Origin of the sequence: Streptomyces sp. NPDC029674 (assembly GCF_044903205.1) — a bacterium.
Classification (GTDB): Bacteria; Actinomycetota; Actinomycetes; order Streptomycetales; family Streptomycetaceae; genus Streptomyces.
Window position 1 is genome coordinate 42,333 of sequence record NZ_JBJDPY010000007.1, and the last position, 23,986, is coordinate 66,318.

27 protein-coding genes are annotated in these 23,986 nt (G+C 71.2%); 5 read left to right on the forward strand and 22 right to left on the reverse strand.

What is annotated here, in order from left to right:
• Positions 1–138: 138 nt before the first annotated feature.
• Complete coding sequence (locus ACI2L3_RS18170; RefSeq protein ID WP_404753355.1) at positions 139–1,605, reverse strand: hypothetical protein; 1,467 nt, start codon at positions 1,603–1,605, stop codon at positions 139–141.
• Between the two features lie 220 nt (positions 1,606–1,825).
• On the opposite strand from ACI2L3_RS18170, the gene ACI2L3_RS18175 reads away from it, so the two are divergent.
• Positions 1,826–3,700, forward strand: coding sequence for an endonuclease/exonuclease/phosphatase family protein (locus ACI2L3_RS18175; protein WP_404753356.1), 1,875 nt, complete (start codon positions 1,826–1,828; stop codon positions 3,698–3,700).
• Between the two features lie 16 nt (positions 3,701–3,716).
• Here the strand turns inward: ACI2L3_RS18175 and ACI2L3_RS18180 are convergent, their stop codons facing one another.
• The 11 genes from ACI2L3_RS18180 to ACI2L3_RS18230 all read right to left on the reverse strand — a co-directional run bounded on the left by ACI2L3_RS18180 (position 3,717) and on the right by ACI2L3_RS18230 (position 12,488).
• Complete coding sequence (locus ACI2L3_RS18180; RefSeq protein ID WP_404753357.1) at positions 3,717–4,553, reverse strand: SRPBCC domain-containing protein; 837 nt, start codon at positions 4,551–4,553, stop codon at positions 3,717–3,719.
• A gap of 98 nt (positions 4,554–4,651) precedes the next feature.
• Positions 4,652–5,338 carry an antibiotic biosynthesis monooxygenase gene (locus tag ACI2L3_RS18185; protein ID WP_404753358.1) on the reverse strand — a complete coding sequence of 229 codons (687 nt, stop codon included), beginning with the start codon at positions 5,336–5,338 and terminating at the stop codon, positions 4,652–4,654.
• Positions 5,339–5,410: 72 nt separating this feature from the next.
• On the reverse strand, positions 5,411–6,208 hold the full coding sequence (locus ACI2L3_RS18190) for an SGNH/GDSL hydrolase family protein (RefSeq protein ID WP_404753359.1): 798 nt from the start codon (positions 6,206–6,208) through the stop codon (positions 5,411–5,413).
• A 135-nt stretch (positions 6,209–6,343) separates the two neighbouring features.
• Complete coding sequence (locus tag ACI2L3_RS18195; protein ID WP_404753360.1) at positions 6,344–6,610, reverse strand: DUF4235 domain-containing protein; 267 nt, start codon at positions 6,608–6,610, stop codon at positions 6,344–6,346.
• On the reverse strand, positions 6,607–7,176 hold the full coding sequence (locus tag ACI2L3_RS18200) for a DUF3618 domain-containing protein (RefSeq protein ID WP_404753361.1): 570 nt from the start codon (positions 7,174–7,176) through the stop codon (positions 6,607–6,609). The genes ACI2L3_RS18195 and ACI2L3_RS18200 overlap by 4 nt, the downstream gene beginning before the upstream one ends.
• On the reverse strand, positions 7,173–7,595 hold the full coding sequence (locus ACI2L3_RS18205; RefSeq protein ID WP_404753362.1) for a phage holin family protein: 423 nt from the start codon (positions 7,593–7,595) through the stop codon (positions 7,173–7,175). Before ACI2L3_RS18205 ends, ACI2L3_RS18200 begins: the two co-directional genes overlap by 4 nt.
• Before the next feature lie 73 nt (positions 7,596–7,668).
• A complete protein-coding gene (locus ACI2L3_RS18210) occupies positions 7,669–8,895 on the reverse strand; it encodes a WD40 repeat domain-containing protein (RefSeq protein WP_404753363.1) in 1,227 nt (408 codons plus the stop codon).
• Positions 8,892–9,452 carry a SigE family RNA polymerase sigma factor gene (locus tag ACI2L3_RS18215; protein WP_404753680.1) on the reverse strand — a complete coding sequence of 187 codons (561 nt, stop codon included), beginning with the start codon at positions 9,450–9,452 and terminating at the stop codon, positions 8,892–8,894. The genes ACI2L3_RS18210 and ACI2L3_RS18215 overlap by 4 nt, the downstream gene beginning before the upstream one ends.
• A 164-nt stretch (positions 9,453–9,616) precedes the next feature.
• Entirely contained in the window at positions 9,617–10,225 is a 609-nt protein-coding gene (locus tag ACI2L3_RS18220; protein ID WP_404753364.1) for a hypothetical protein, read from the reverse strand.
• Between the two features lie 25 nt (positions 10,226–10,250).
• Positions 10,251–11,240, reverse strand: coding sequence for a 2,3,4,5-tetrahydropyridine-2,6-dicarboxylate N-succinyltransferase (gene dapD / locus ACI2L3_RS18225; RefSeq protein WP_404753365.1), 990 nt, complete (start codon positions 11,238–11,240; stop codon positions 10,251–10,253).
• Positions 11,241–11,249: 9 nt separating this feature from the next.
• Positions 11,250–12,488: an MFS transporter gene (locus ACI2L3_RS18230; RefSeq protein ID WP_404753366.1), complete on the reverse strand. Its 1,239-nt coding sequence runs from the start codon at positions 12,486–12,488 to the stop codon at positions 11,250–11,252.
• Positions 12,489–12,552: 64 nt separating this feature from the next.
• Here ACI2L3_RS18230 and ACI2L3_RS18235 point away from each other — a divergent pair, with 64 nt between their 5' ends.
• A complete protein-coding gene (locus ACI2L3_RS18235) occupies positions 12,553–13,443 on the forward strand; it encodes a winged helix-turn-helix transcriptional regulator (protein WP_404753367.1) in 891 nt (296 codons plus the stop codon).
• A 14-nt stretch (positions 13,444–13,457) separates the two neighbouring features.
• Here ACI2L3_RS18235 and ACI2L3_RS18240 read toward each other — a convergent pair whose 3' ends face one another.
• The 10 genes from ACI2L3_RS18240 to ACI2L3_RS18285 all read right to left on the reverse strand — a co-directional run bounded on the left by ACI2L3_RS18240 (position 13,458) and on the right by ACI2L3_RS18285 (position 21,040).
• Positions 13,458–14,003 (reverse strand): TetR/AcrR family transcriptional regulator, encoded by a 546-nt coding sequence (locus ACI2L3_RS18240; protein WP_404753368.1) that lies wholly within the window; start codon positions 14,001–14,003, stop codon positions 13,458–13,460.
• On the reverse strand, positions 14,003–14,323 hold the full coding sequence (locus ACI2L3_RS18245) for a DMT family transporter (RefSeq protein ID WP_404753369.1): 321 nt from the start codon (positions 14,321–14,323) through the stop codon (positions 14,003–14,005). The genes ACI2L3_RS18240 and ACI2L3_RS18245 overlap by 1 nt, the downstream gene beginning before the upstream one ends.
• A gap of 106 nt (positions 14,324–14,429) precedes the next feature.
• A complete protein-coding gene (locus ACI2L3_RS18250) occupies positions 14,430–14,768 on the reverse strand; it encodes a metal-sulfur cluster assembly factor (protein WP_030358830.1) in 339 nt (112 codons plus the stop codon).
• Positions 14,765–15,238, reverse strand: a complete 474-nt coding sequence (sufU, locus tag ACI2L3_RS18255) for a Fe-S cluster assembly sulfur transfer protein SufU (RefSeq protein WP_369212507.1) — start codon at positions 15,236–15,238, stop codon at positions 14,765–14,767. Before sufU ends, ACI2L3_RS18250 begins: the two co-directional genes overlap by 4 nt.
• A 15-nt stretch (positions 15,239–15,253) precedes the next feature.
• Complete coding sequence (locus tag ACI2L3_RS18260; RefSeq protein ID WP_404753370.1) at positions 15,254–16,522, reverse strand: cysteine desulfurase; 1,269 nt, start codon at positions 16,520–16,522, stop codon at positions 15,254–15,256.
• Positions 16,519–17,283: a Fe-S cluster assembly ATPase SufC gene (sufC, locus tag ACI2L3_RS18265; protein WP_362995453.1), complete on the reverse strand. Its 765-nt coding sequence runs from the start codon at positions 17,281–17,283 to the stop codon at positions 16,519–16,521. Before sufC ends, ACI2L3_RS18260 begins: the two co-directional genes overlap by 4 nt.
• A gap of 7 nt (positions 17,284–17,290) precedes the next feature.
• Complete coding sequence (locus ACI2L3_RS18270; protein WP_404753371.1) at positions 17,291–17,635, reverse strand: bifunctional 3-phenylpropionate/cinnamic acid dioxygenase ferredoxin subunit; 345 nt, start codon at positions 17,633–17,635, stop codon at positions 17,291–17,293.
• Complete coding sequence (gene sufD / locus ACI2L3_RS18275) at positions 17,632–18,813, reverse strand: Fe-S cluster assembly protein SufD (RefSeq protein ID WP_404753372.1); 1,182 nt, start codon at positions 18,811–18,813, stop codon at positions 17,632–17,634. The genes ACI2L3_RS18270 and sufD overlap by 4 nt, the downstream gene beginning before the upstream one ends.
• Positions 18,814–18,875: 62 nt before the next feature.
• Positions 18,876–20,297, reverse strand: a complete 1,422-nt coding sequence (sufB, locus tag ACI2L3_RS18280; RefSeq protein ID WP_404753373.1) for a Fe-S cluster assembly protein SufB — start codon at positions 20,295–20,297, stop codon at positions 18,876–18,878.
• Positions 20,294–21,040 (reverse strand): helix-turn-helix transcriptional regulator, encoded by a 747-nt coding sequence (locus tag ACI2L3_RS18285; protein WP_404753374.1) that lies wholly within the window; start codon positions 21,038–21,040, stop codon positions 20,294–20,296. The genes sufB and ACI2L3_RS18285 overlap by 4 nt, the downstream gene beginning before the upstream one ends.
• Before the next feature lie 172 nt (positions 21,041–21,212).
• Here ACI2L3_RS18285 and ACI2L3_RS18290 point away from each other — a divergent pair, with 172 nt between their 5' ends.
• From ACI2L3_RS18290 to ACI2L3_RS18300, 3 genes are all read left to right on the forward strand, one after another.
• Positions 21,213–22,136, forward strand: coding sequence for an ABC transporter ATP-binding protein (locus ACI2L3_RS18290; protein ID WP_404753375.1), 924 nt, complete (start codon positions 21,213–21,215; stop codon positions 22,134–22,136).
• Positions 22,133–22,903 (forward strand): ABC transporter permease, encoded by a 771-nt coding sequence (locus ACI2L3_RS18295; RefSeq protein WP_404753376.1) that lies wholly within the window; start codon positions 22,133–22,135, stop codon positions 22,901–22,903. The genes ACI2L3_RS18290 and ACI2L3_RS18295 overlap by 4 nt, the downstream gene beginning before the upstream one ends.
• A 75-nt stretch (positions 22,904–22,978) precedes the next feature.
• On the forward strand, positions 22,979–23,986 hold the full coding sequence (locus tag ACI2L3_RS18300) for a heme A synthase (RefSeq protein WP_404753377.1): 1,008 nt from the start codon (positions 22,979–22,981) through the stop codon (positions 23,984–23,986).

Here is a 23,986-nt window from a genome sequence, read left to right on the forward strand (position 1 = left end):
AGCGGCGCTCGTGGGGTGTGTTTTGTGGGTGGGGGTGTCTTATCCCCCCCCCCCCCCGCGGCGGGGGGGCGGGGGGGGGGGGGGCGGGGGGGGGCGCCCCCCCCCCCCCCCCCCCCCCCACGGCACAGCGAAACCGGCTCAGAGCCCCTGCTGCGACCTCGCCTTGAACGCCGCCTTGCGGGCCTCCTTCGCCACCTTCTTGTCGGGGTGCAGGCGGCCCATCGCGTCGAGGACGTCGGCCGTGGCGGGGTGCTCGACGCGCCACGCCGTGGCGAAGAACCCGCTGTGCTGCTCCGCGAGGCCCTCGACCAGGCCCTGGAGCTCGTCCGAGTTGCCCTCGGCGGCGAGCTGCGCGGCGAGCGTGTCGATGGTCAGCCAGAAGATGAGCGCCTCCGACGGCGCGGGCACGTCCGCGGCGCCGTGCTCGGCGAGCCACACCCGGGCGAGGCCGCCGAGCTCCGGGTCGTCGAGGACCTCGCGGAGCGCCGGCTCCGCCTCGTTCCCGACCAGGGAGAGCGCCTGCTGGCAGCGGAGCCTGCGCAGCGGCGCGCCCTCGTCGCCGCCGCGCGCCGCGGCGAGCAACTGCCGTGCGGCGTCGAGGGGTTCGTGCCGGGCGAGCCACTGCTCGATCTCGGCCTGCGCGGCGTGCTGCGGGAAGGTGGAGGTGCCGTCGAGCAGCGCGTCGGCGCCCTTGTCCGCGAGGTCGCCGACGGCGGGCGCGTCGACGCCGGCCTCCAGCATGCGGGCGCGGACGCCGTACAGGCCGAGGGGGGTGAGCCGGACCATGCCGTAGCGGCTGACGTCCTCGTCGTCGACGGGGGCCGGTGCCTCCGCGGTGTCGTCGTCGATGTCGGCCATGAGCGCCTCGTCGACCGGCTGGTACTCGACGAGCCCGAGCGGTTCGAAGAGCCGGAACTGGTCGTCGAGCTTCATCATCGCGTCCGACACCTGCTCCAGGACGTCGTCCGTGGGCTCGCCCATGTCGTCGGGGACGAGCATCGAGGCGGCGAGCGCGGGCAGCGGCACGGGGTCCTCGCCGGCCGCGGCGTCGCCCACCGTGAGCAGGTAGAGGTTGCCGAGGACGCCGTCGAGGAAGTCGGCCTCGGCCTGCGGGTCCCAGCCGAGCTCGTCGAAGTCGACCTCGCCGTTCTCCTCCAGGACGTCGAGGAGGTTCTCCATGTCGGGCACGGTGGCGTCCGCGTACACGGTGTCGAGGGCGCCGAGCCAGATGCCGAGGACGTCCTGCGGGCTGCCCGCGGAGAGCAGCGCGAGATCCTCGCCCTGGGTGACGGTGCCTTCCGCGCCCTCTTCCTCGGCGTCCGTGACCTCGATGAGGCCGGTGTCCACGGCGACCCGCCACGCCTCGCTCGCGTACGCGGCGGCGTCCGCCTCGTCGATGCCCTCCGCCGCCAGGTCCAGCTCGGCAGCGGCGGCCGGGAGCTGGGCGTCGACGAGCTCGCCGCCCGCGCCGACCCGGGTGCCGGGTCCCGCCCAGCGGGCGAGCCGGACGGCGCGGGACAGCAGCGGTGAGGCGAGCGCGGCCCGCGCGAGTTCCGCTTCGGAGTGCAGCAGCACCGGCGGCAGGGTGGCGGGGCTTACGGACATCGGCTGGTTCTCCTCCGAGGGTGCGGGGCGCCGAAGGTACGGATCGGCAAGGCGCAAGCCTAGACGGATTTGGCACCATGCCGCCCGGTTCATGTCCCTGTCAGAAGACGTACAGGGAAAGGCCCCCCGGAGAACCTTGACAACTCCCCTGGTCAGGCAAGAGATTGACGCGCGTAGAGCACCCGTTCGGGCGCTCCCTTCCCTCATCCGGAGTTCCCTGATGCCGCACATACCGACGCCGCACATACCGAAGCCCCGCGCTCTGAGATCCGCCGCCGTCAGCACCGTCGTCGCCACCGCGCTCGCCGCCGGTCTGCTCGCCGCCTCCTCCTCCGCCGCGTCCGCCGACGAGGTCCGCGTCCACGACATCCAGGGCACCACCCGTGTCTCCCCGCTGGCGGGACAGCAGGTCACGGACGTCGAGGGCATCGTGACCGGGGTCCGCGGGTACGGCTCCAAGGGCTTCTGGATCCAGTCCGCCGACGGTGACGCCGACAAGAACCCGGCCACCAGCGAGGCAGTCTTCGTCTTCACCGGCTCGGCGGCTCTCACCGTGAAGGCGGGCGACGCGGTGCGGGTCTCCGGGACGGTCTCGGAGTACGTGCCCGGGGGCGCCGGATCCGGCAACCAGTCCCTCACCCAGATCACGAAGCCGACGGTGACCGTGGAGTCGTCCGGCAACCCGCTGCCCGCGCCCGTCACGATCGGCGCGAAGTCGGTTCCCGCCGCGTACGCCCCGGCCGGTGACCCCGCGCAGGGCGGCAGCGTCAACGCGCTGCCGCTGAAGCCCCGTTCGTACGCCCTGGACCTGTACGAGTCCCTGGAGGGCATGAACGTGCGGGTCGGCACCTCGCGCGTGGTCGGCGCGACCGACGCGTACAACGAGCTGTGGGTCACGGTGAAGAAGCACGAGAACCGGAACCGGCGCGGCGGCACCGTCTACGGCTCGTACGACGCGCAGAACGGCGGGCGGCTGCAGATCCAGCAGCTCGCGCCCGTCTCCGAGAAGCCCTTCCCCAAGGCGAACGTCGGTGACGTGCTGCGCGGCGGCGCCGAAGGGCCCCTGGACTTCAACCAGTTCGGCGGCTACACGCTGGTCGCGCGCGAGCTCGGCGGCGTCGCCGACCAGGGCCTCGCGCGTGAGAAGACGCGGCGGCAGGCCAAGGGTGAGCTCGCCGTGGCCACGTACAACGTCGAGAACCTCGACCCGGGCGACCCGCAGCAGAAGTTCGACGCGCTGGCCGCGGCCGTCGTCTCGAACCTCGCCTCGCCCGACATCCTCGCCCTGGAGGAGATCCAGGACGACAACGGCGCGAAGAACGACGGGACGGTGTCCGCGGACGCCACCCTGAAGAAGTTCACGGACGCGATCGTCGCCGCGGGCGGGCCGCGCTACGCGTGGCACTCCGTCGCCCCGCAGAACAACAAGGACGGCGGCGAGCCCGGCGGCAACATCCGCCAGGTCTTCCTCCACAACCCGGAGCGCGTCTCCTTCACCGAGCGCGCGCCCGGCGACGCTACGACGCCCACGGAGGTCGTACGGGAGAAGGGCCGGGCCGCGCTCAGCCACTCCCCCGGCCGGATCGACCCGTTGAACGACGCGTGGTCGGACAGCCGCAAGCCGCTGGCCGGTGAGTTCGTCTTCCGCGGCCGCACGGTCTTCGTGATCGCCAACCACTTCGGGTCGAAGGGCGGCGACGAGGGGCTGACCTCGCACCACCAGCCGCCGGTGCGCTCCTCCGAGGCCAAGCGGCTCAAGCAGGCGCAGGCCGTGAACGGCTTCGTGAAGGACATCCGCGAGGTCCGGCGGGACGCGGACGTGGTCGTGCTCGGGGACATCAACGACTTCGAGTTCTCGGCGACCACCAAGGCGCTGACGGACGGGGGCGCGCTGCGTGCGGCCGTCAAGTCGCTGCCCAGGAGCGAGCGTTACTCGTACGTCTACCAGGGCAACTCGCAGGTCCTCGACCAGATCCTGACCAGTCCGGGGGTGGGCGACGCGGACGACTTCAGCTACGACAGCGTGCACATCAACGCGGAGTTCGCGGAGCAGAACAGCGATCACGATCCGCAGGTGCTGCGCTTCCGGCCGTGACACCGCGGGCGGCCCGTCAGCCGTAGAGGTGGTCCAGCCAGTCCTGCCAGGCCAGTTCGGTGCCCTTGGCGTCCGCGTGCGCGCCGAAGTCGTGGACGCTGACGCCGACCCGGGCGCCGAAGTGGTTGCGGCCGAAGAGGCGGTGCAGCGTCTCGTCCGCGCGCAGGCCGATGAAGTAGGGGCTGCGGAAGTCGATGACTGCGTCGAGTTCGCCGCCGGGGGCCTGGACGCGGACGCGGGCCCCGTCCATCGCGTCGTCGGGCAGGCCGAGGGCGCGGGTGAGCCTGACGAAGGCGTCCGGGGCGCCGGCGGCGGGCGGGCCCTTGACGGCGGAGAAGGTGACGGGGCGGCCCTCGAAGTACGCCATGTACTGGCCCAGGGTGTGCAGATGGAAGTCGGTGTGCCGGACGGCTCCGTCGTACTGCGCGTCCCAGTCGCCGGTGAAGATGCCGCTGTGGACGTGGCGCAGCCAGGAGCGGCGCCCGCCGTCGCGCGGCTCGATGAGGTGGTCGAGCTGGTCGAGGCTCTGGCCCGGCACGCGGTCCGGGTCCTCGACGCGGGCGGTGAGGCGGTGCGGCGGGTCCCAGCGGGTGACGGTGCCGCCGGAGGGGGCGGCGCCGCCCTCGCGCGGCTCGTACTCCATGGGCCACAGCCAGCCGCCGGTGCCGGTGGTGAGGGCGGCCCAGAGCCGGGCCGGTGAACCCTCGACCTCCAGCTCGCGGACGATCTCGAACGCCTTGCCCGCGCCGGCCGCCCCTGCGGTACCTGCGGGCCTGCCGCTGTCGGCCCTCGCCCTGCCGGACCTGCGCCTGCCCGGCCTGCCGCCCCGGCCCGGCCTGCCGTCGCCGCTCATGACGGCCTCCTGGGTGCCTCCAGCATGGACCCACGTTCCCGCCGCCGCCCCGCACTGTCCAGGCGGGGCGGAGCCGTCGGCGGGAGGGTGCCGGGAAACTACGCCTTGCTCGGTACGAAGCCGTACGCGAACCGGTACCGGGCCACCGCCCCGTCGCCCGCCGGGGCGAGCGCGTCGATGTGGGCCTGCTCGCTCTCCCACTCGGCGTAGGTGAGGACCCGCCTGCCGTCCGTGCTGACGTGGAAGTGCGCGGCGTACAGACCGGGAGCGCCGCCGGATCCGTCGTCCAGGGCGTCGATCATCCCGTCCGCCCAGGCGCGCTGCCGGTCGGCGTCGGGGCCTTCGAAGTCGGCCTGCGCGATCACGATCGCGCCGGGCTCGCGCCCCTCGCGCCCGCGCCCGTCGCTCCAGCTGCGGTACAGCCGCGTCTTGTTCAGGCCGAGCCGCTCGATGCCCGGGACGGCCGCGTCGATCTCGGCGTTCCTGGCGTCCCTGCCGTTCCCAGCGCTCGCGAAGAATTCTTGGTAGGCCGCCTCGTCGCGCCACTGCGAGTGGTGCAGGACCGTGGAGCCGTCGGAGCCCGCGTACACGGTGTACGAGAGGAGGCCCTCGTGCGGCCAGGGCCGGGTCTCCCAGGCCTTCGCGATGGCGTCCAGGGTGGCCCGCTGCCGCTCGGGCGAGCCGGTGCTCCACGTACTGATGAAGGTGAGGCCGCCGTCGGGGCGGGTGGGGTCGGGGAGGGTTCCGGTGCTGGTGGTGCCGGTGATGCTGGAGGTCGTAGGCATGGCAGGCCATCCGTTCGGTCGCTGTCGCTGTCGCTGTCGAGGACAACGCTCCAACCTCAACCAAACTTGAAGTCAAGCCCCTCCGTCGCGTACCGACACCTCCGCCGGCACCGGCCGCTTCGCCTCCCGCCCGTCGCCCGACGAACGCCCCCGCACCCGCCGCCACAGCCACGGCCCCATGAACCCGGCGAACCAGCGCGCCTCCGCCGTCACCGCCCCGAGCACGGACACCGGGGCCAGCGGCGGCAGCGGGCGCAGCCAGCTCTCCTGCCCGGCGACGCCGAGCACGTCCGCCATGCCCGCGGCGATCCGGGCGTGGCCGAGCGGGCTCGCGTGCAGGCGGTCCCTGCTCCACAGCCGCGGATCGGTGGTGATGCGGTGCGGGAACGTGTCGAACACGAGCACACCGTGGCGGTCGGCGGCCGCGCGGATCCGGGCGTTGAGCTCCAGGACACGGGGCAGCGCGCGCCGCGCGATCGGGGCGACGCGCCCGATGTCCGGGAAGGTCACGGTGGCCACCCGCGCGCCCGCGGCGGTGAGCCGGGTGAACATCTCCTCGATGTCGGCGGCGACGCGCCCGGCGTCGAAGCCCGGCCGCACCAGGTCGTTCATGCCCGCCATGACGGTCACGAGGTCCGGCTTCAGGGCGAGGGCGGGAGCCAGTTGCTCCGCCTTGATCCGCGCCGTCGGACGGCCGCGCACGGCGAGGTTGGCGTATGTGAAGTCGGGGTGCCCGGCGGCCAGGATCTCGGCGAGCCGGTCGGCCCAGCCGCGGTAGCCGCGCTCCTCGTCGCCGTCCCCGAGCCCCTCGGTCTGGCTGTCGCCGATCGCGACGTAACGCGCGTAAGGATGGTGCTGCGTCGTGGCCATGCGCCGAGCTTGCTCCGCGCGCCGGGCCCCGTCAACGCGGGCCCCGGTGTCCGGGCGGCCGTACGTGTCGACGGCCGCCCGGACGAGCCGTGCGGGGGTGCGAGCCGTGCGGCGCAGGCCTCGTCGGCGTGGGTGTCAGCCCGGCCAGCGTCCCGTCACACGCCGCACGCCGATCGCGCCGCCGCGGTCCACCGCGGCCCTGACCACGGCGAAGATCGCGCCCTGGAGCGCGGCCGCGGCGAGGATCTCGCCCCAGTCGCGTTCTTCGTCGTGCGCGTCCGGCGCGTCGTCCTGGCCCGCCACCGCCTTCCAGGTGCGGTTGAACAGCGCGCCCGCGAGCGCACCGCCGGCCATGCCGAAGGCCAGACCGAGCGGCTTGTAGAGGACCTGGATCCCGCTCATGACCGGCCCGCCCCCTTGCGGCGGCGCAGCACCACGTAGGCGAGCAGGAGGCCCGCGCCCGCCGCGGCGAACGCCCCCGGGCGACGGCGGCCGGTCTCCACGACGCCGTTCGCGACGGCCCGTACGGGCTCGGGCGTGCCGTCCTGCACGCGGCGCGCGACCTCGGCCACCTTCTCCTCGGCCTGGGCCACGGCGGGGTACTGTTCCGCGCGCGCCTTGCCTTCGAGCACGGCGCCCTTGGCGCGGGCCGCGCTCTCGACAGCCTTGTCCTTGGCGCGTGCCGCGCTCTCGGCCGTCACGGTCTTGGCGTGTCCCGCCTCGTCGGCGGCCTTGCCCTTGGCGCGCGCCGCCTGTTCCGTCACCTTGTCCTTCACCTGTGCCGCCGTTCCTCGTACCTGTCCCTTGACCACCGCGGCCCGTTCCCGGGCGCGGGTCTTCACGTCCGCCTTCGCCGCCAGCTCCTCGACGGTCTCGCCCAGGTTGCTGCGGGTCTCGTCGATCTGCCGGCGCAGTTCGTCCGGCCCCTTCGCACCCGTGCTGGTGGAGTCCTTCGGGGTGTCCGTCATCGGTGGGCCCTTTCCTTGATCTCGTCGACATCCGCCCTGACGCTGTCCATCGCCTCCTGCGGCACGGGGGGTACCGCGCGGGCCAGTTGCTTGCGCCCCAGCGCGGCGAGCACCCCGGCCACGGCGAACAGCACGCCGGTGACGATGAGGGCGGCGGCCCAGACGGGCATGGTCAGTGAGAGCGCCGCGGCCGCCGTGGCCGCCAGCGCCATGAGCCCGATGTAGGAGACCGCGCCGGCCGCTCCGAGGAGCCCTCCACCGCGGCCCGCGCGCTTTCCCTTCTCGGCCATCTCCTGGCCGGCGAGCCGCATCTCCTGACGTACGAGTTCCGAAAGCTGTGCGGTGGCCCGCTCGACGAGCTCTCCCACCGAGTGCTGCGGGTGGTCGCGCGTCGGCTGCTCGCCCATGGTCCCGGTCACGGGGGTTCGCCTCCCTTCTGGCTGGGAGGCCCGAGTACCCGGACCGGGCGACGCTATCCCCGCACACGGCAGGTCAGCGTCGGGCGAAGACCGGGTTCCAGCGCCCGACGGCATCGGCCTTCGAGGAGCGGTAGCCGCTGAGGGGGACGGTCTTCTTGCTTCCGATGGTGACGAGGACGAGCCGGTTGCGGTACTCGCTCGTGCCGGGCGCGATGTCCCAGGCGATGAGCCGCTTGTCGTCGGCCCAGGCGAGGAGCTGCTGGCCGGGGATCTTCGCGACGCGCTTGCCGGTGAGGGCGTCGTTGACCTCGGTGGCGGTGGTATCGCCACCGCCCACGAAGTCACCGGCGGCGAGCCTCCCGTTCGGGGAGAGCCCGGCGTCCACGAACCAGTGCAGATGCTTCTCCTTCGCGGGGGTGCTCCGCTTGCGGCCCTCGAAGTCGTAGTACTGCTGGTGCGGCGCGTGGGTGAGGCCCGTGTAGACCAGGGAGCCGTCATGGCTGAAGGCGAAGTCCTGGCGGGTGTTGATGTCCTCGAGACCGAAACTGCCGGCCTTCGTCTTCACCTCGCCCCAGCTTCCCTTCCCGGAGGCCACGTCGAGGACGTAGAAGCCGGTCCTGGTCGGGGCGGCGGGGCCCGGCTCCGTGTGCTTGCCGTCGCTCATCGGCCGGCCCTTGTCGAGCCGGTCCGGGTCGTCCGCGTACGTCGTCGCGACGAGCTTCCTGCCGTCGGGCGAGAACTCGACGCCGCCGACCCCGCGGTCCACCGGGATCCACCGCTCGACCTTGCCCGTGATCAGGTTCAGCAGACCGATCCGCTTCGTGGGCAGGCCGCGCTCCAGGACGGCGGCGGTCCGCATGCCGGGCGCGACGTCGAGCCACGACCAGCGGGGGGCCGCGCGGTAGGTGCCGGTCTTCTGGTCGAGGAGCCGGTAGGTGCGGGTGATGACGGCGTCGCCGTCGGGCTGCTTGACGCGCTTGTTCGTGCTGTACGCGGCGAGCGCCGTGTCGCCCGCGGCGATCAGCTCGCGGGGCGGTGTCTGGCCCGGGTGCGCCAGGACGTCGCCGCTCCGCAGCTCACTGGCCGGGCGCGGGCCCCCGTCCTCGGAGTCCGGGCCGATGGCCGGTACCGCCACCGCCACGACGGTGGCCGTCACCACCGCGAGTGAGGCGCCCACGATCGTCCGGGTCCTGCGCCGCCTGCGCACGGCCAGCACCCGGTCGGCGAAGTCCCCCGGCACGAAGCTCCCTTGGTCCGCCTGCTCCCGCAGCGACTCACGGACCAGATCTGTCACCTTCACGGTCGTACCTCCATCGGCGAGAAGTCGGGGGACGCGGTCGTGGGCCGGTCGTCCGGCCCGTCGAGCCGTGCCAGCTCGGGCGCGAGGCCCCGCAGCCGGGCGAGGGAGCGGTGCGTCGTGCTGCGCACGGTGCCGACGGAGCAGCCGAGGACGGCGGCGACCTCGGCCTCCGGGAGGTCCTCGAAGTAGCGCAGTACGAGCACGGTGCGCTGGCGTGCGGTGAGCTTGGCCAGCGCCCCGCGCATCACGATCCGCAGCTCTGCGGCGGATGTGCCGTCGCCGGACGCGGCGCGCTCCGGCGGCTCGGCGACGGCCTGTTCGCGCCGGGGCCACTTCAGCCGCCACCGGCTGACCTGCTGCCGGTACAGGATCCGCCGGACGTACGCCTCCGGCTCGTCGATCCGCTGCCACCGCCCCGCCGCCTTGACGAGCGCGTTCTGCAGCAGGTCCTCACCCGCGTGCCGGTCGCCCCCGCTGAGCAGTACGGCGGTCTTCAGCAGCGCCGACGATCTGGTCTCCACGAACTCCCGGAAACGGTCCTGCTCCTGCGCATCCATCGTCACCTTCGCTCCCTGGTGGGCCTGTTGCCCTCCCGCATGGATGAGGACGGGTCCGGGCAGCCCCCGCTATGCCTCCTCACCGAAAGAAAAATCCTCACCGAAAGAGAAAACGGAGCGGCCACCCCTCTCCGTCGAGGGGTGGCCGCTCCGGTCGTAACGCCTCAGCGGGCGGCCGGGAACCCGGCGGCCCTGGTCCAGCGCAGCGTGTTACTGCCCCGGCTGAAGGTGACCTTCTTGCCTCCGGGGGCGACGACGATCTTCTCCCAGCCGTCGAAGTCCGTCGTGAGGTGCTTGTCCCACTTGGTCAGCCGCCCGACGGTCACCGCGGCGACCGACTCGGTCGGCGGTTCGCCGTCCGCGCAGTACCGTGCGAAGTCACCGAAGGCCGCGACGGTGCCGTCCTTGGCCTTGAGGGTGATGCCCTGACAGGCGTCGGTCTTGGTCCTGTACACGACGGCCGGCTTGGACCAGCCCTTGGCGCGGGGGCTGTAGTCCTGCACGAAGAGCCCCTTGCCCCGCATGTAGTGCATGGCCACGCGCCGCCCGTCGGCGAGCTTGACCTGCGCGTTGAACGGGCTGGGGCTGCCGCTCCAGGGGATGTCGCTCTTGCGCAGCGGGTGGCTGTGGTCGCCGGCCGCCGCCCGGCTCACCTCGTGCCCGCCACCGCGGACGTCGTCGCGGGGCTGCCCCACGCCCTGCCCGCACCCGGCCACCAGGCCGAGCACGGATACGGCACCGAGGGCCAGCGCCCGCGCACCCGTTCTGTTCATGTCGTCCCCCCTTGTGACGCGTACGTCAGTTGTGGCTGTGCAGCACGTCGTTCAGACCGCCCCACACCGCGTTGTTCGGGCGGGCCTCGACGGCGCCGGTGACCGAGTTGCGGCGGAAGAGGATGTTCGAGGCGCCGGAGAGTTCGCGGGCCTTGACGATCTGTCCGTCGGGCATGGTGACGCGGGTGCCCGCGGTGACGTACAGCCCGGCCTCGACGACGCACTCGTCGCCCAGCGCGATGCCGACCCCGGCCTCGGCGCCGACGAGGCAGCGCTCGCCGATGACGATGCGGACGTTGCCGCCGCCGGAGAGCGTGCCCATCGTGGAGGCGCCGCCACCGATGTCGGAGCCGTCACCGACGACGACGCCGGCGGAGATCCGGCCCTCGACCATGGAGGTGCCCAGGGTCCCCGCGTTGAAGTTGACGAAGCCCTCGTGCATGACGGTCGTGCCCGCGGCGAGGTGCGCGCCGAGGCGGACCCGGTCGGCGTCGGCGATGCGGACGCCCTTCGGCGTGACGTAGTCGGTCATGCGCGGGAACTTGTCGATGGACGTCACGGCGAGGTGCAGGCCCTCGGCGCGGGCGTTCAGCCGGACCTTCTCGACGTCGTCGACGGCGACCGGGCCGAGCGAGGTCCAGGCGACGTTGGCGAGGAAGGCGAACTGGCCGTCCAGGTTCACGCCGTGCGGCTTGACCAGGCGGTGCGAGAGCAGGTGCAGACGCAGGTAGACGTCGTGGGCGTCCAGCGGCTTGTCGTCGAGGGACGCGATGACCGTACGTACGGCGATGATCTCCACGCCCCGACGGGCGTCAGGGCCGATGGCCTTGGCGGCGCCCTCACCGAGCAGCTCCACGGCGCGCTCGGCGGTCAGCCGCTCACTGCCGGCCGGGCCGGGCTCGCCGACGAGCTCGGGAGCGGGGAACCAGGTGTCGAGAACGGTGCCGTCGGCGGCGACGGTGGCGAGGCCCGCCGCGACGGCGCCGGTGGTGCGGGAAACATTCGTGTCGGTCATGGGTGAAACCTAACCGGAGGCACTGCGTGCGGGCGAACCGGTCTCAGGGTCCGGGCTGCCCGCGGCGACGACGGCGGCCCGCTCCCGGCTCCGCCCCCTCCCCGCCGCGAGGACCACGCACCCCGCCACCCCCGCGAGCACCGCGCAGACCGGCCACAGCAGGCCCGGCGCCACCGTGTACAGCGCGCCGCCGAGCGGTGCCGACAGGACGACGCCGCTGACCGAGACGCCGGAGTACAGGCTCTGGAAGCGGCCCTGCACGTGTGCGGGCGCGTGGTCGGCGACGTACGCCGTGGCCGGGGTCTTGTAGAGGATCTCGCCCGCGGTGAGCAGCAGCATCATGGCCGCGGCGGTGGCGACGCCGGTGCCGACGGCCAGTACGGCGTAGCCCGCGCCGACGAGCAGCAGTCCGGCCCCGATGATCCGCAGCGGCGCGCGGCCGCGCAGGGCGAGGGTGGCGGGGAGTTCGAGGAGCAGGATGACGCCGCCGTTGACCGCGAGGAGCCAGCCGTAGACGCCGGTGCCGAGACCGTGCCGGTCGAGGTCGACGGGGAGGGTCGAGTACTGCTGGCGGTAGACGAGGTCGGTGACGAGGATGGCTCCGAGGAGGACGAGGACGGTGGGGCGCTGCCGAAGGGCGGCGAAGACACCCGGCCCGGGCCCCGCCGCCGTGCTGGCGCGCGCCGCCCCGTGCGCGGGCAGGACCCGCCAGGCATACGCCGCGAAGACCAGCGTGCCGATCCCGTCGACCACGAAGAGACATCCGTACGAGACGTGGGCGATCAGCAGCGCGCCCAGCGGGGGCCCGACGGTGAAGCCCGCGTTGGCCGCGAACCGTGTCACGGCGAAGGCCTGGCGGCGCCCGCCCTTGGGCACGGTGACGGCGACGAGGGCGCCGTTGGCGGCACGCGCGCAGCCGCCCGCGTACTGGCTGAGCGTCGGCACGACGTACAGGAGCGCGACCGGCAGGACGGGCAGTGCGAGCACGCCCAAGCCACTGATCAGCGATCCGGCGAGCAGGACGCGGCGGTGGCCGTATCTGTCGCCGAACCAGCCGCCGGTGAAGTTGCCCGCGACCATGCCTGCGCCGCCGATGCCGCTGATCAGGCCGGCCCGGGCGACCGAGAGGTCGCGCCCGTCCGTCAGGTAGACGAAGAAGTAGACGAAGGTGAAGGCGACGACCATGTTGAAGAACTGGCCCGCCGCGAGCAGCCAGACGGTCCTCGGTACGTCACGCAGCCCCCGCATGTCGGCCCCCGCCGGCTCGATGAGTCAGTTCCTTTTGGGAACGGACTATGTCAGCATGGGCGTCATGGCGCAACGGACCCGGCTCGACGACGACCACTGCGCCATCGCGCAGGCCCTGGACGTCGTCGGCGACTGGTGGACCCTGCTGATCGTGCGGGACACGGCCCGCGGGGTGCACCGCTTCGACGAGCTGCAGCGCGAACTGGGCATGTCCCGCAAGGTGCTGACCGAGCGGCTGCGCCTCCTCGTGGCGGCCGACGTGCTGGCCCGCGTCCCGTACCAGGACCGCCCGGTGCGCCACGAGTACCGCCTGACACCGCGCGGCCGCGCGCTGCTGCCCGTCCTGGTCGCCCTCCAGGACTGGGGCGACACCTGGGTACTGGGAGACGGAGAGACGATGGCGACGGCGACGGATGCGTCCCTGGAGGCGCGGCGGGTCCATGAACTGCTCGGCACACGTGTGCCGGAGCTCCGGCTCGTGGGCCACGACGGGGAGTCGCGCGACCCGGTGGCCGCCGACACCCCGTACACGGTCCTGTACTGCTTCCCCGGCGCGTTCGCCCGCGCGGACGCGTATCCGCCCGGCTGGGCCGGCATCCCCGGCGCGCGCGGCTGCACGCTGGAGTCCTGCACGTACCGCGACCAGCTCGCGGAGTTCACCGCGGCGGGCGCGACGGTGCACGGCGTCTCGTCCCAACGCCCCGACGAACAGCGGGCGTTCGCCGAGAAGGAGCGCCTCCGCTTCCCGCTCCTCTCGGACGCCGAGCTGGCCCTCACGGCGGCCCTGCGCCTGCCGACGTTCCGCGCGGCGGGCGTGAGCCGGATGAAGCGGCTGACGCTGGTGGTGGACGCCGACCGGGTCATCCGGCACGTCCAGTACCCGGTCAAGGACGTCACGGCGAGCGTCACGGCGGCCCTCACCGCGATCAAGTCCCTGACGCCACCGGCCTCCTGAGCCCCCGGCTCCGCTCAGGCCCCCGACGGCACCAACCGCCCGAGCATCTCCCGCGTGTACGCCTCGTCGTACTCGCCGCCCGTGAGCAGCACCTGCAAGGAGACCCCGTCCAGCAGGGCGACGAGCGCCCGTGCCGTCACCGGATCCGTGCGCCGCCCGATCACCTCGGTGAGCCCCTGGCACCACTCCGCGGCCACGGGGCGCAGCGCCGGCCTGCGCAGGGCCGCGAGGTAGAGCTCGTACTCCAGCTCCACCCCGGACCGCTCCCCCGCGAACCACTCGCCGAGCAGCCGGGCGAGCTGTCCGGCGAGGTCGGCCGACGGGTCCTCGAAGGCGTCACTGGCGGCCATCACCTTGGTGAAGCTCTCGTTGCTCTGCCGCAACGCGGCGACCAGCAGCTCGTCGAGCGTCTTGAAGTGGTACGTCGTGGAGCCGAGCGGCACATCGGCCTCGGCGGCGACCGAGCGGTGACTGAGCCCGCCGATCCCCTTCTCGCCCACCACACGGATCGCGGCGTCGATGATGCGCTGGCGGCGCTCCGGGTCGTAGCGGCGGGGCATCAGTGCGCCCCGCCGAGATTGAGCACGACGACACCCGCGATCACCAGGAGGATGCCGGCGATCTTGACCATGTTGGCCGACTCCCCCAGGAAGATCATGCCGATCGCGGCGACGGCGGCGGTGCCGATGCCGGCCCAGATCGCGTAGGCGGTCCCCACGGAGAGCGTCTTGAGCGTCTGCGCGAGCAGGGTGAAGGCGAGCAGATAGCCCGCGACCGTGATGAGCGAGGGCACCAGCCGGCTGAAGCCCTCGCTGTACTTCATGGCCGTCGTCCCGGCCACCTCCGCCGCGATGGCCGCGGCCAGCAGTGCGTATCCCATGCGTACGAGTGTACATATCGATGCGTACGGGCGTACGCAAACGGACCGGAGCATGCGTAAGGCCCCCCGCGCCGGTGGCGTGGAGGGCCTTACGAGGACCTGCCTGTCAGACGTTGAACCCGAGCGCCCGCAACTGCTCGCGCCCATCGTCCGTGATCTTGTCAGGACCCCACGGCGGCATCCAGACCCAGTTGATCCGGAGCTCGTTCACGATGCCCTCGGTCGCCGACTTCGCCTGGTCCTCGATGACGTCGGTCAGCGGGCAGGCCGCGGACGTCAGCGTCATGTCGATCGTGGCGATGTTGGCGTCGTCGATGTGCACGCCGTAGATGAGGCCCAGGTTGACGACGTCGATGCCCAGCTCGGGGTCGACGACGTCGTACAGCGCCTCGCGGACCTCTTCCTCCGAAGCGGGCTTCGTCGTGAGTGTCTCGTTCTCGCTCATGCCGTCTTCCTTTCAGCGGCCCCGTCGGTCTCGCCCAGTGCCTGGGCCGTCGCGTCCTTCCACGCCATCCAGCTCAGCAGAGCACACTTGACGCGCGCGGGGTACTTGGAGACACCGGCGAACGCGACCGCGTCCTCCAGGACCTCCTCCATCGCGTCGTCGGGCTCCAGCTTGCCCTTGGACTGCATCAGCTCCAGGAACACCGCCTGGATCTTCTGCGCCTCGGCGAGTTCCTTGCCGACCAGCAGGTCGTTCAGGACGGACGCGCTGGCCTGGCTGATGGAGCAGCCCTGGCCCTCGTACGACACGTCGGCGATCGTCGACCCGTCGTACTTGACGCGCAGCGTGATCTCGTCGCCGCACGTCGGGTTGACGTGGTGCACCTCGGCGTCGCCATCGCGCAGACCACGCCCGTGCGGGTGCTTGTAGTGGTCCAGGATGACTTCCTGGTACATCGAATCCAGCTTCACGTCCCGGTCAGCCCCTCAGCCGAAGAAGTTCCGTACGTGCTCCAGGCCGTCGACGAGAGCGTCGATCTCGCCGGGCGTGGAGTACAGATAGAACGACGCTCGCGTGGTCGCAGGAATTCCGTAGCGGAGGCAGACGGGGCGTGCGCAGTGGTGGCCCACACGGACCGCGATGCCCTGCTCGTCGAGCACCTGGCCCACGTCGTGCGGGTGGATGTCACCGAGCGTGAAGGAGATCGCGGCACCGCGCTCCTCGGCCGTCGTCGGACCGATGATGCGGAGGTCCGGGACTTCCAGGAGGCGCTTGACCGCGTACTCGGTGATCGCGTGCTCGTGCGCGGCGATCTTGTCCATGCCGATGGCCGAGAGGTAGTCCACGGCCGCGCCCAGGCCGACGGCCTGGGAGACCGGGGGCGTACCCGCCTCGAACTTGTGCGGCGCGGGAGCGTACGTCGACGAGTGCATCGACACGGTCTCGATCATCTCGCCGCCACCGAGGAACGGCGGCAGGTCCTCCAGGAGCTCCTGGCGTCCCCACAGCACACCGATGCCCGTCGGGCCGCACATCTTGTGGCCGGTGAAGGCCACGAAGTCGGCCTGCAGCGCCTGCACGTCCAGCGGCATGTGCGGGGCGGCCTGCGAGGCGTCGATGAGGACGAGCGCGCCGACCTCCTGGGCGCGGCGCACGATGGCCTCGACCGGGTTGTGCGTGCCCAGGATGTTCGACACGAGCACGAAGGAGACGATCTTCGTCTTCTCGGTGATGACCTCGTCCATGTTGGAGAGGTCGAGCCGGCCGTCGTCCGTGAGACCGAACCACTTCAGCTTCGCGCCGGTGCGCTGCGAGAGCAGCTGCCACGGCACGATGTTGGAGTGGTGCTCCATCTCCGTGATGACGATCTCGGTCTCGTGGTCCACGCGGTAGGGCTCGTCGGCCCAGCCCAGCATGTTCGCCACGAGGTTGAGCGATTCGGAGGCGTTCTTGGTGAAGATGACCTCGTCACGGCTGGGCGCGTTGATGAACTCCGCGACCTTGTCACGAGCGCCTTCGTAGAGCGCCGTGGCCTCCTCGGCGAGGACGTGCACGCCGCGGTGAACGTTGGCGTTGTGCTGCTCGTAGTACTCGTTCAGTACGTCGAGGACCTGGCGCGGCGTCTGCGACGTCGCCGCGTTGTCCAGGTACACGAGCTTCTTGCCGTCGTGGATCGTGCGATCCAGGATCGGGAAGTCCTTGCGGATCGCCTCGGTGTCGAGGAGGCCGGAAAGCCCCTGGTGGGCCACTGTCACGCGGATGCGCCACCCTTCGTGTAGGCCTCGTAGCCCTCGGCCTCGAGCTTGTCGGCGAGCTCGGCGCCGCCGGACTCGGCGATCCGGCCGTTCGCGAAGACGTGCACGAAGTCAGGCTTGATGTAGCGCAGGATGCGCGTGTAGTGCGTGATCAGCAGGGTGCCGACCTCGCCGGTCTCACGGACGCGGTTGACGCCGTCCGAGACCTGGCGCAGCGCGTCGACGTCCAGACCGGAGTCCGTCTCGTCGAGGATCGCGATCTTCGGCTTGAGGAGCTCCATCTGGAGGATCTCGTGGCGCTTCTTCTCACCGCCGGAGAAGCCCTCGTTCACGTTGCGCTCGGCGAAGGCCGGGTCCATCTGGAGCTGCTCCATCGCGGACTTGACCTCCTTCACCCAGGTGCGCAGCTTGGGGGCCTCGCCGCGGATCGCCGTCGCCGACGTACGCAGGAAGTTGGAGACCGAGACGCCGGGGACCTCGACCGGGTACTGCATGGCGAGGAACATGCCGGCGCGGGCGCGCTCGTCGACGGACATCTCGAGGACGTCCTCGCCGTCGAGGGTCACGCTGCCCTGGGTGATCGTGTACTTGGGGTGACCCGCGACCGAGTAGGCGAGCGTCGACTTGCCGGAGCCGTTCGGGCCCATGATGGCGTGGGTCTCGCCCTGCTTAACGGTCAGGTCGACGCCCTTGAGGATCTCCTTGGTGGAGTTGTCGGCCTCGACGGTGACGTGCAGGTCCTTGATTTCAAGCGTTGCCATGGGTGCCTCAGGACTCCTGGGAAAGGGAGGCGTGTACGTCAACGAGCACATCGCCCCCTTCGATCTTTACGGGGTATACGGGGACGGGGCGCGTCGCGGGGAGGCCGGACGGCTTGCCGGTGCGGAGGTCGAAGCTGGAGCCGTGCAGCCAGCACTCGATCTGGCAGTCCTCCACCTCGCCCTCGGAGAGGGAGACGTTCGCGTGCGAGCAGATGTCGTGGATCGCGAACACCTCGCCCTCGGTGTGGACGACCGAGACCGGCGTGCCGTCGAGTTCCACCCGCTTCGGGGTGTCCTCCTCCAGCTCGCCCAGCCCGCAGGCCCGAACGAATCGGGCGTCGTCGATGGTCATGCGACCGTCGCCTCCAGCTCCTCTTCGATCTTCGCGATGAGGCGCTCCTCGACGTCCGGCAGGCCGATCTGCTGGACCAGCTCGGCGAAGAAGCCGCGGACGACCAGGCGGCGCGCGTCCTCCTCGGAGATGCCGCGCGACTGGAGGTAGAAGAGCTGCTCGTCGTCGAAGCGGCCGGTCGCCGAGGCGTGGCCCGCGCCGACGATCTCGCCGGTCTCGATCTCGAGGTTCGGCACCGAGTCGACCCGGGCGCCGTCGGTCAGCACGAGGTTGCGGTTCATCTCGTACGTGTCGGTGCCCTCGGCGGCGGCCTCGATGAGGACGTCACCGATCCACACGGCGTGCGCGTCGTCGCCCTGGAGCGCGCCCTTGTAGACGACGTTCGACTTGCAGTGCGGGGTGTTGTGGTCGACCAGGAGGCGGTGCTCCTGGTGCTGGCCGGCGTCCGTGACGTACAGGCCGAAGAGCTCGGCCTCGCCGCCGGGGCCCGCGTAGCTGACGCGCGGGTGCAGCCGGACCAGGTCGCCGCCGAAGGTGACGACGACGGACTTGAAGGAGGCGTCGCGGCCGATCAGCGCGTTGTGCTGGGCGACGTGCACCGCCTTGTCGTCCCAGTCCTGGACGGAGACGACGGTGAGCTTGGCGCCGTCGCCGACGACGAAGTCGACGTTGGCGGCGAGCACGGCGTCACCGGTGTGGTCGATGACGACCAGGGCCTCGGCGAAGGCACCCAGCTCGATCACCTGGTGCGCGAAGGCGGTGCCGCCCTCGCCGTGCACGGCGATCCGGATCGGCTCGGTGAGCACCGTCTCCTTGGGGACGGTCACGACCGAGGCCTTCTCGAAGGACGAGTACGCCTGGGCGGCGATGCGGTCGACGGGCTTGCCCGCCTTGCCGACGCGCGCGTCGTCCCGGCCGACGGTCTCCTGGGTGACGCCCTCGGGGGCGCTCACCTCGACGCGGATGCCGCCGCTCGCCACTGCGGTGCCGTCGTGCAGCCCGCGCAGCCGCTCCAGCGGGGTGAACCGCCACTCCTCCTCGCGGCCGTGGGGGACCGGGAAGTCCGCCACGTCGTAGGACGGGGGCGCGCTCATGCGGGTGGCGACGGTGGACTCGGCGGCCACCGCGATGGATCCGGCGGTCGTCGACCCGACCGGGATGTTCTGAGCCTCAGCCATGGCTGTCGTCGTGCTCTCTCTCTGCGTAAAGAAGTCAGTCGCTGCGGGGACGGTGTCCGGTCTTAACCGACCGAACCCTCCATCTGCAGCTCGATCAGCCGGTTCAGCTCCAGGGCGTACTCCATGGGCAGCTCCTTGGCGATGGGCTCGACGAAGCCGCGCACGATCATCGCCATGGCCTCGAACTCCGTCATGCCGCGGCTCATCAGGTAGAAGAGCTGGTCGTCGGAGACCTTGGAGACCGTCGCCTCGTGACCCATCGACACGTCGTCCTCGCGGACGTCGACGTAGGGGTAGGTGTCCGAGCGGGAGATCGTGTCGACGAGCAGCGCGTCGCACAGCACGTTCGACTTCGATCCGGCAGCGCCCTCACCGATCTCGACGAGGCCGCGGTACGACGTACGACCGCCGCCGCGCGCCACCGACTTGGAGACGATGTTGGAGGACGTGTTCGGCGCCATGTGGACCATCTTGGAGCCGGCGTCCTGGTGCTGGCCCTCGCCCGCGAAGGCGATGGACAGCGTCTCGCCCTTGGCGTGCTCGCCCATGAGGTAGACGGCGGGGTACTTCATCGTGACCTTGGAGCCGATGTTGCCGTCGATCCACTCCATGGTCGCGCCCTCGTACGCCACGGCGCGCTTGGTGACCAGGTTGTAGACGTTGTTCGACCAGTTCTGGATCGTCGTGTAGCGGCAGCGGCCGCCCTTCTTGACGATGATCTCGACGACGGCGGAGTGCAGCGAGTCCGACTTGTAGATCGGCGCGGTGCAGCCCTCTACGTAGTGAACGTACGCGTCCTCGTCCACGATGATCAGGGTCCGCTCGAACTGGCCCATGTTCTCCGTGTTGATGCGGAAGTAGGCCTGGAGCGGGATCTCGACGTGCACGCCCTTGGGGACGTAGATGAACGAGCCACCGGACCAGACGGCGCTGTTCAGCGAGGCGAACTTGTTGTCACCGACGGGGATGACGGTTCCGAAGTACTCCTTGAAGAGCTCCGGGTGCTCCTTCAGCGCCGTGTCGGTGTCCAGGAAGATGACGCCCTGCTCCTCCAGGTCCTCGCGGATCTGGTGGTAGACGACCTCGGACTCGTACTGGGCCGCGACACCGGCGACGAGGCGCTGCTTCTCCGCCTCGGGGATGCCGAGCTTGTCGTACGTGTTCTTGATGTCCTCGGGCAGGTCCTCCCAGGACTCCGCCTGCTTCTCCGTGGAGCGCACGAAGTACTTGATGTTGTCGAAGTCGATGCCGGAGAGGTCCGAGCCCCAGTTCGGCATGGGCTTCTTGTCGAAGAGGCGCAGGCCCTTGAGGCGGAGCTTGGTCATCCACTCCGGCTCGTTCTTCTTCGCCGAGATGTCGCGGACGACGTCCTCGTTGATGCCGCGCTTGGCAGAGGCACCGGCGACGTCGGAGTCGGCCCAGCCGTATTCGTAAGTGCCCAGACCCTCGAGCTCGGGGTGAGCAGTCTCCGTGGGGAGCGTCATGCGGGGTTCCTCCCGGCCGTGCTTGCTGATGCTGATGGGGTGGTCCGTGTGGTGCTGCTGCCGCTGTCGCCGCCGCCGCTGCGCGGAATGAACGTCGTGCAGACGCCGTCTCCGTGGGCGATGGTGGCGAGGCGCTGCACATGCGTGCCGAGCAGCGTGGAGAAGATTTCCGTCTCCGCCTCGCACAGCTGCGGAAACTGTTCGGCGACGTGGGCGACCGGGCAGTGGTGCTGGCAGAGCTGCTCGCCGACCGGTGCGCTGCGCGCCGTAGCAGCGTACCCGTCGGCGGTCAATGCCTTGGCAAGAGCCTCGGTGCGCTGTTCGGGCGGCGCGGCGTCCATCGCCTTCTTGTACGTCTCGGCCTGGGCGGTGATCCTCGCCCGGGCGAAGTCCACGACGGCTGCTTCGCCGTGGCGCTCGGTGATCCACCGGAGCGCGTCCGCGGCCAGCTTGTCGTACGACTGGTCGAAGGCGTCGCGCCCGCAGTCGGTCAGGGCGAACACCTTGGCGGGCCTGCCGCGGGTCCGCGCGCCGTAGACCCGCTGTTCACGGGGCTCCACGACGTTCTCGTGGACGAGGGCGTCCAGGTGTCTGCGGACTGCCGCCTGGGTGAGGCCGAGGCGCTTCGCGAGATCGGCGACGGTGGACGGGCCGTGGTCCAGGATGGAGCGCGCGACACGGTTGCGGGTGGACCGCTCCCCGGTCGCGAGTTCCTCCTGCGGAGCCTCGCCAACGTTTTTCACAACGCCATTGTTGCGTAATTCCTCAGAGCCTGACAACCCGCGTCGTGATCACCGCGCGGTGCGCTGCATCACTTAGGCATACCTAAGCTGACCTGCGGAAATGATCACTGCCCGATCGGCCCGAAGGGCCCGCCCGCCCGCGGGCTTCCCCGCGTCCCTAGACTGGCTCACCATGCGAAACGAGCCCGTCCTCCAGATCGAGCGTCTGGTCAAGCGGTACGGAACCAAGACCGCGGTCGACGGTCTCGACCTGACGGCCGGGGCGGGCATCACCGCCGTCCTCGGCCCCAACGGCGCGGGCAAGACCACCACCATCGAGACCTGCGAGGGCTACCGGAAGCCGGACTCCGGCACCGTCCGCGTCCTCGGCCTCGACCCGGCGCGCGACGCCGAAGCGCTGCGGCCCCGCATCGGCGTGATGCTCCAGTCCGGCGGCGTCTACTCCGGCGCCCGCGCCGACGAAATGCTCCGCCACGTGGCCAAGCTGCACGCGCACCCCCTCGACGTGGACTCGCTCATCGAACGGCTCGGCCTCGGCAGCTGCGGCCGCACCACCTACCGGCGGCTCTCCGGCGGCCAGCAGCAGCGCCTCGCGCTCGCCATGGCCGTGGTCGGCAGGCCCGAACTGGTCTTCCTCGACGAGCCGACCGCGGGCCTCGACCCGCAGGCGCGCCGCGCCACCTGGGAGCTCGTCCGCGACCTGCGCCGCGACGGCGTCGCCGTCATTCTCACCACGCACCACATGGACGAGGCCGAGGAGCTCTCCGACGACGTCGCGATCGTCGACGCGGGCAAGGTCATCGCCCAGGGCAGCCCCGACGAGCTGTGCCGCGGCGGCGCCGAGAACACCCTGCGCTTCACCGGCCGCCCCGGCCTCGACGTCGCCTCCCTGCTCAAGGCGCTCCCGCCGGACTCGGCCGCGGCCGAACTCACCCCCGGCTCCTACCGCGTCAGCGGCACGGTCGACCCCCAGCTGCTCGCCACCGTCACCTCCTGGTGCGCCCAGCACGGAGTCATGCCGGGCAAGATCTCCGTCGAACGCCACACCCTCGAAGACGTCTTCTTGGAACTGACCGGTAAGGAGCTGCGCGGATGAGCGCCGCCGGAACGTACACGCCGAAGCCGGGCGCCGCCCCCCTCGCCCGCATGATCGCGGCGCAGGCGGTCCTGGAGACGAAGATGCTGCTGCGCAACGGCGAGCAGCTGCTCCTCACGGTCATCATCCCGACCCTGCTGCTCGTCCTCTTCAGCGCGGTCGACATCGTCGACACGGGCGAGGGCGAGGCCGTCGACTTCCTCGCGCCCGGCATCCTCGCGCTCGCCGTGATGTCGACGGCCTTCACCGGCCAGGCCATCGCGACCGGCTTCGAGCGCCGGTACGGCGTGCTCAAGCGGCTCGGCGCCTCGCCGCTCCCCCGCTGGGGCCTGATGGCCGCCAAGACCCTCTCCGTGCTGGTCACCGAGGTCCTGCAGATCGTGCTCGTCACGGTCATCGCGTTCGCCCTCGGCTGGTCGCCGCACGGCAACCCCGGCTCCGTACTGCTGCTCCTCGTACTCGGCACCGCCGCCTTCTCCGGGCTCGGCCTGCTGATGGCGGGCACGCTCAAGGCCGAGGCGACGCTCGCCGCCGCGAACCTCGTCTTCCTGCTCCTGCTCCTGGGCGGCGGCGTAATCGTCCCCCTCGACAAGTTCCCCGACGCGGCCCAGACGGTGCTCGGCTGGCTGCCCATCTCCGCGCTCTCGGACGGGCTGCGCGACGTGCTGCGGCACGGCGCGGGCATGCCCTGGGGGGACCTGGGGATCCTCGCGATCTGGTCCGTGATCGGGCTCGGCGCGGCGGCGAAGTTCTTCCGCTGGGAGTGACCCACGGCGCACTTTCCGTGTGGGTGTCGCCGCGCGCCTGCCCCTCGTGAAGACATGCACAAGCGGCCCCCTACGATGGTGCGCGTGCCAAACGTGACCCGAGCCCACATCGCTCAAGCCGTGCGGAACCCGCTCGCCTTCATCGCCGAGCGCTGGACCCCCACCCAGCGGACCGTCCAGCAGGCGGCCATGATCTCCCTCGTCATGACGGTGGTCATCGTGGTGACGGGCGGCGCCGTCCGGCTGACCGGTTCGGGCCTCGGCTGCCCGACCTGGCCGAAGTGCACGGAGGAGTCCCTGACCGCGACCAGCGAGATGGGCTTCCACGGCGTCATCGAGTTCGGCAACCGCATGCTGACGTACGTGCTGTGCGCGGCCGTCGGCTGGGCGATCATCACGGCCCGCTCCCAGAAGCCGATGCGGCGCAGCCTCACCCTGCTCGGCTGGACGCAGTTCTGGCTGGTGATGGGCAACGCCGTGCTCGGCGGCATCGTCGTCCTGGTCGGCCTGAACCCGTGGACGGTCGCGGCGCACTTCCTGCTCTCCTCCGCCCTGATCGCGGTCGCCATCACGATGTGGCAGCGCACCCGCGAGGGCGACGCCGAGCCGCGTCCGCTGGTCGGCAAGGCCGTGGTGCAGCTCGTGTGGTGCCTGGTCGCGGCCTCCGTGGTACTGATCGCCGTGGGCACGGTCGTGACGGGTTCCGGGCCGCACGCGGGCGACTCCAGCGACGTCCCGCGGATGGGCTTCGACTGGGAGGCGGTCAGCAAGCTGCACGCGGTCCTCGCCTGGATCGTCGTGACGCTGACGTTCGCCCTGTGGTTCGTCCTGAAGGCGGTGGACGCCCCGCCGGGTCCGCTGGCCCGCGTCCGCGACCTGTTCCTGATCCTCCTCGCGCAGGGCGCGATCGGTTACGTCCAGTACGTCACGGACCTGCCGGAGATCCTGGTCGGACTGCACATGCTCGGGTCCTGCCTGGTGTGGATCGCCGTGATGCGGGTGCTGCTCTCCCTGCGGGAGCGGCCGCTCACGACGGCCGACGTGCCCACCCAGGCGGACGACTCACGGCTCTCGGCCGTCTAG

What these genes read in the sequence shown, in the direction of transcription:
- ACI2L3_RS18200 (WP_404753361.1), bottom strand. Translation starts at nt 7,176, where the DNA reads ATGACGGACACCCCGAAGGACTCCACCAGCACGGGTGCGAAGGGGCCG.
- ACI2L3_RS18300 (WP_404753377.1), top strand. Translation starts at nt 22,979, where the DNA reads ATGGTGCGCGTGCCAAACGTGACCCGAGCCCACATCGCTCAAGCCGTG.
- ACI2L3_RS18215 (WP_404753680.1), bottom strand. Translation starts at nt 9,452, where the DNA reads ATGGATGCGCAGGAGCAGGACCGTTTCCGGGAGTTCGTGGAGACCAGA.
- ACI2L3_RS18220 (WP_404753364.1), bottom strand. Translation starts at nt 10,225, where the DNA reads ATGAACAGAACGGGTGCGCGGGCGCTGGCCCTCGGTGCCGTATCCGTG.
- ACI2L3_RS18235 (WP_404753367.1), top strand. Translation starts at nt 12,553, where the DNA reads ATGGCGCAACGGACCCGGCTCGACGACGACCACTGCGCCATCGCGCAG.
- sufC (WP_362995453.1), bottom strand. Translation starts at nt 17,283, where the DNA reads ATGGCAACGCTTGAAATCAAGGACCTGCACGTCACCGTCGAGGCCGAC.
- ACI2L3_RS18250 (WP_030358830.1), bottom strand. Translation starts at nt 14,768, where the DNA reads ATGAGCGAGAACGAGACACTCACGACGAAGCCCGCTTCGGAGGAAGAG.
- ACI2L3_RS18240 (WP_404753368.1), bottom strand. Translation starts at nt 14,003, where the DNA reads ATGCCCCGCCGCTACGACCCGGAGCGCCGCCAGCGCATCATCGACGCC.
- ACI2L3_RS18170 (WP_404753355.1), bottom strand. Translation starts at nt 1,605, where the DNA reads ATGTCCGTAAGCCCCGCCACCCTGCCGCCGGTGCTGCTGCACTCCGAA.
- ACI2L3_RS18180 (WP_404753357.1), bottom strand. Translation starts at nt 4,553, where the DNA reads ATGAGCGGCGACGGCAGGCCGGGCCGGGGCGGCAGGCCGGGCAGGCGC.
- ACI2L3_RS18185 (WP_404753358.1), bottom strand. Translation starts at nt 5,338, where the DNA reads ATGCCTACGACCTCCAGCATCACCGGCACCACCAGCACCGGAACCCTC.
- sufD (WP_404753372.1), bottom strand. Translation starts at nt 18,813, where the DNA reads ATGGCTGAGGCTCAGAACATCCCGGTCGGGTCGACGACCGCCGGATCC.
- ACI2L3_RS18230 (WP_404753366.1), bottom strand. Translation starts at nt 12,488, where the DNA reads ATGCGGGGGCTGCGTGACGTACCGAGGACCGTCTGGCTGCTCGCGGCG.
- ACI2L3_RS18175 (WP_404753356.1), top strand. Translation starts at nt 1,826, where the DNA reads ATGCCGCACATACCGACGCCGCACATACCGAAGCCCCGCGCTCTGAGA.
- sufB (WP_404753373.1), bottom strand. Translation starts at nt 20,297, where the DNA reads ATGACGCTCCCCACGGAGACTGCTCACCCCGAGCTCGAGGGTCTGGGC.
- ACI2L3_RS18195 (WP_404753360.1), bottom strand. Translation starts at nt 6,610, where the DNA reads ATGAGCGGGATCCAGGTCCTCTACAAGCCGCTCGGTCTGGCCTTCGGC.
- ACI2L3_RS18295 (WP_404753376.1), top strand. Translation starts at nt 22,133, where the DNA reads ATGAGCGCCGCCGGAACGTACACGCCGAAGCCGGGCGCCGCCCCCCTC.
- ACI2L3_RS18190 (WP_404753359.1), bottom strand. Translation starts at nt 6,208, where the DNA reads ATGGCCACGACGCAGCACCATCCTTACGCGCGTTACGTCGCGATCGGC.
- ACI2L3_RS18270 (WP_404753371.1), bottom strand. Translation starts at nt 17,635, where the DNA reads ATGACCATCGACGACGCCCGATTCGTTCGGGCCTGCGGGCTGGGCGAG.
- dapD (WP_404753365.1), bottom strand. Translation starts at nt 11,240, where the DNA reads ATGACCGACACGAATGTTTCCCGCACCACCGGCGCCGTCGCGGCGGGC.
- ACI2L3_RS18290 (WP_404753375.1), top strand. Translation starts at nt 21,213, where the DNA reads ATGCGAAACGAGCCCGTCCTCCAGATCGAGCGTCTGGTCAAGCGGTAC.
- ACI2L3_RS18245 (WP_404753369.1), bottom strand. Translation starts at nt 14,323, where the DNA reads ATGGGATACGCACTGCTGGCCGCGGCCATCGCGGCGGAGGTGGCCGGG.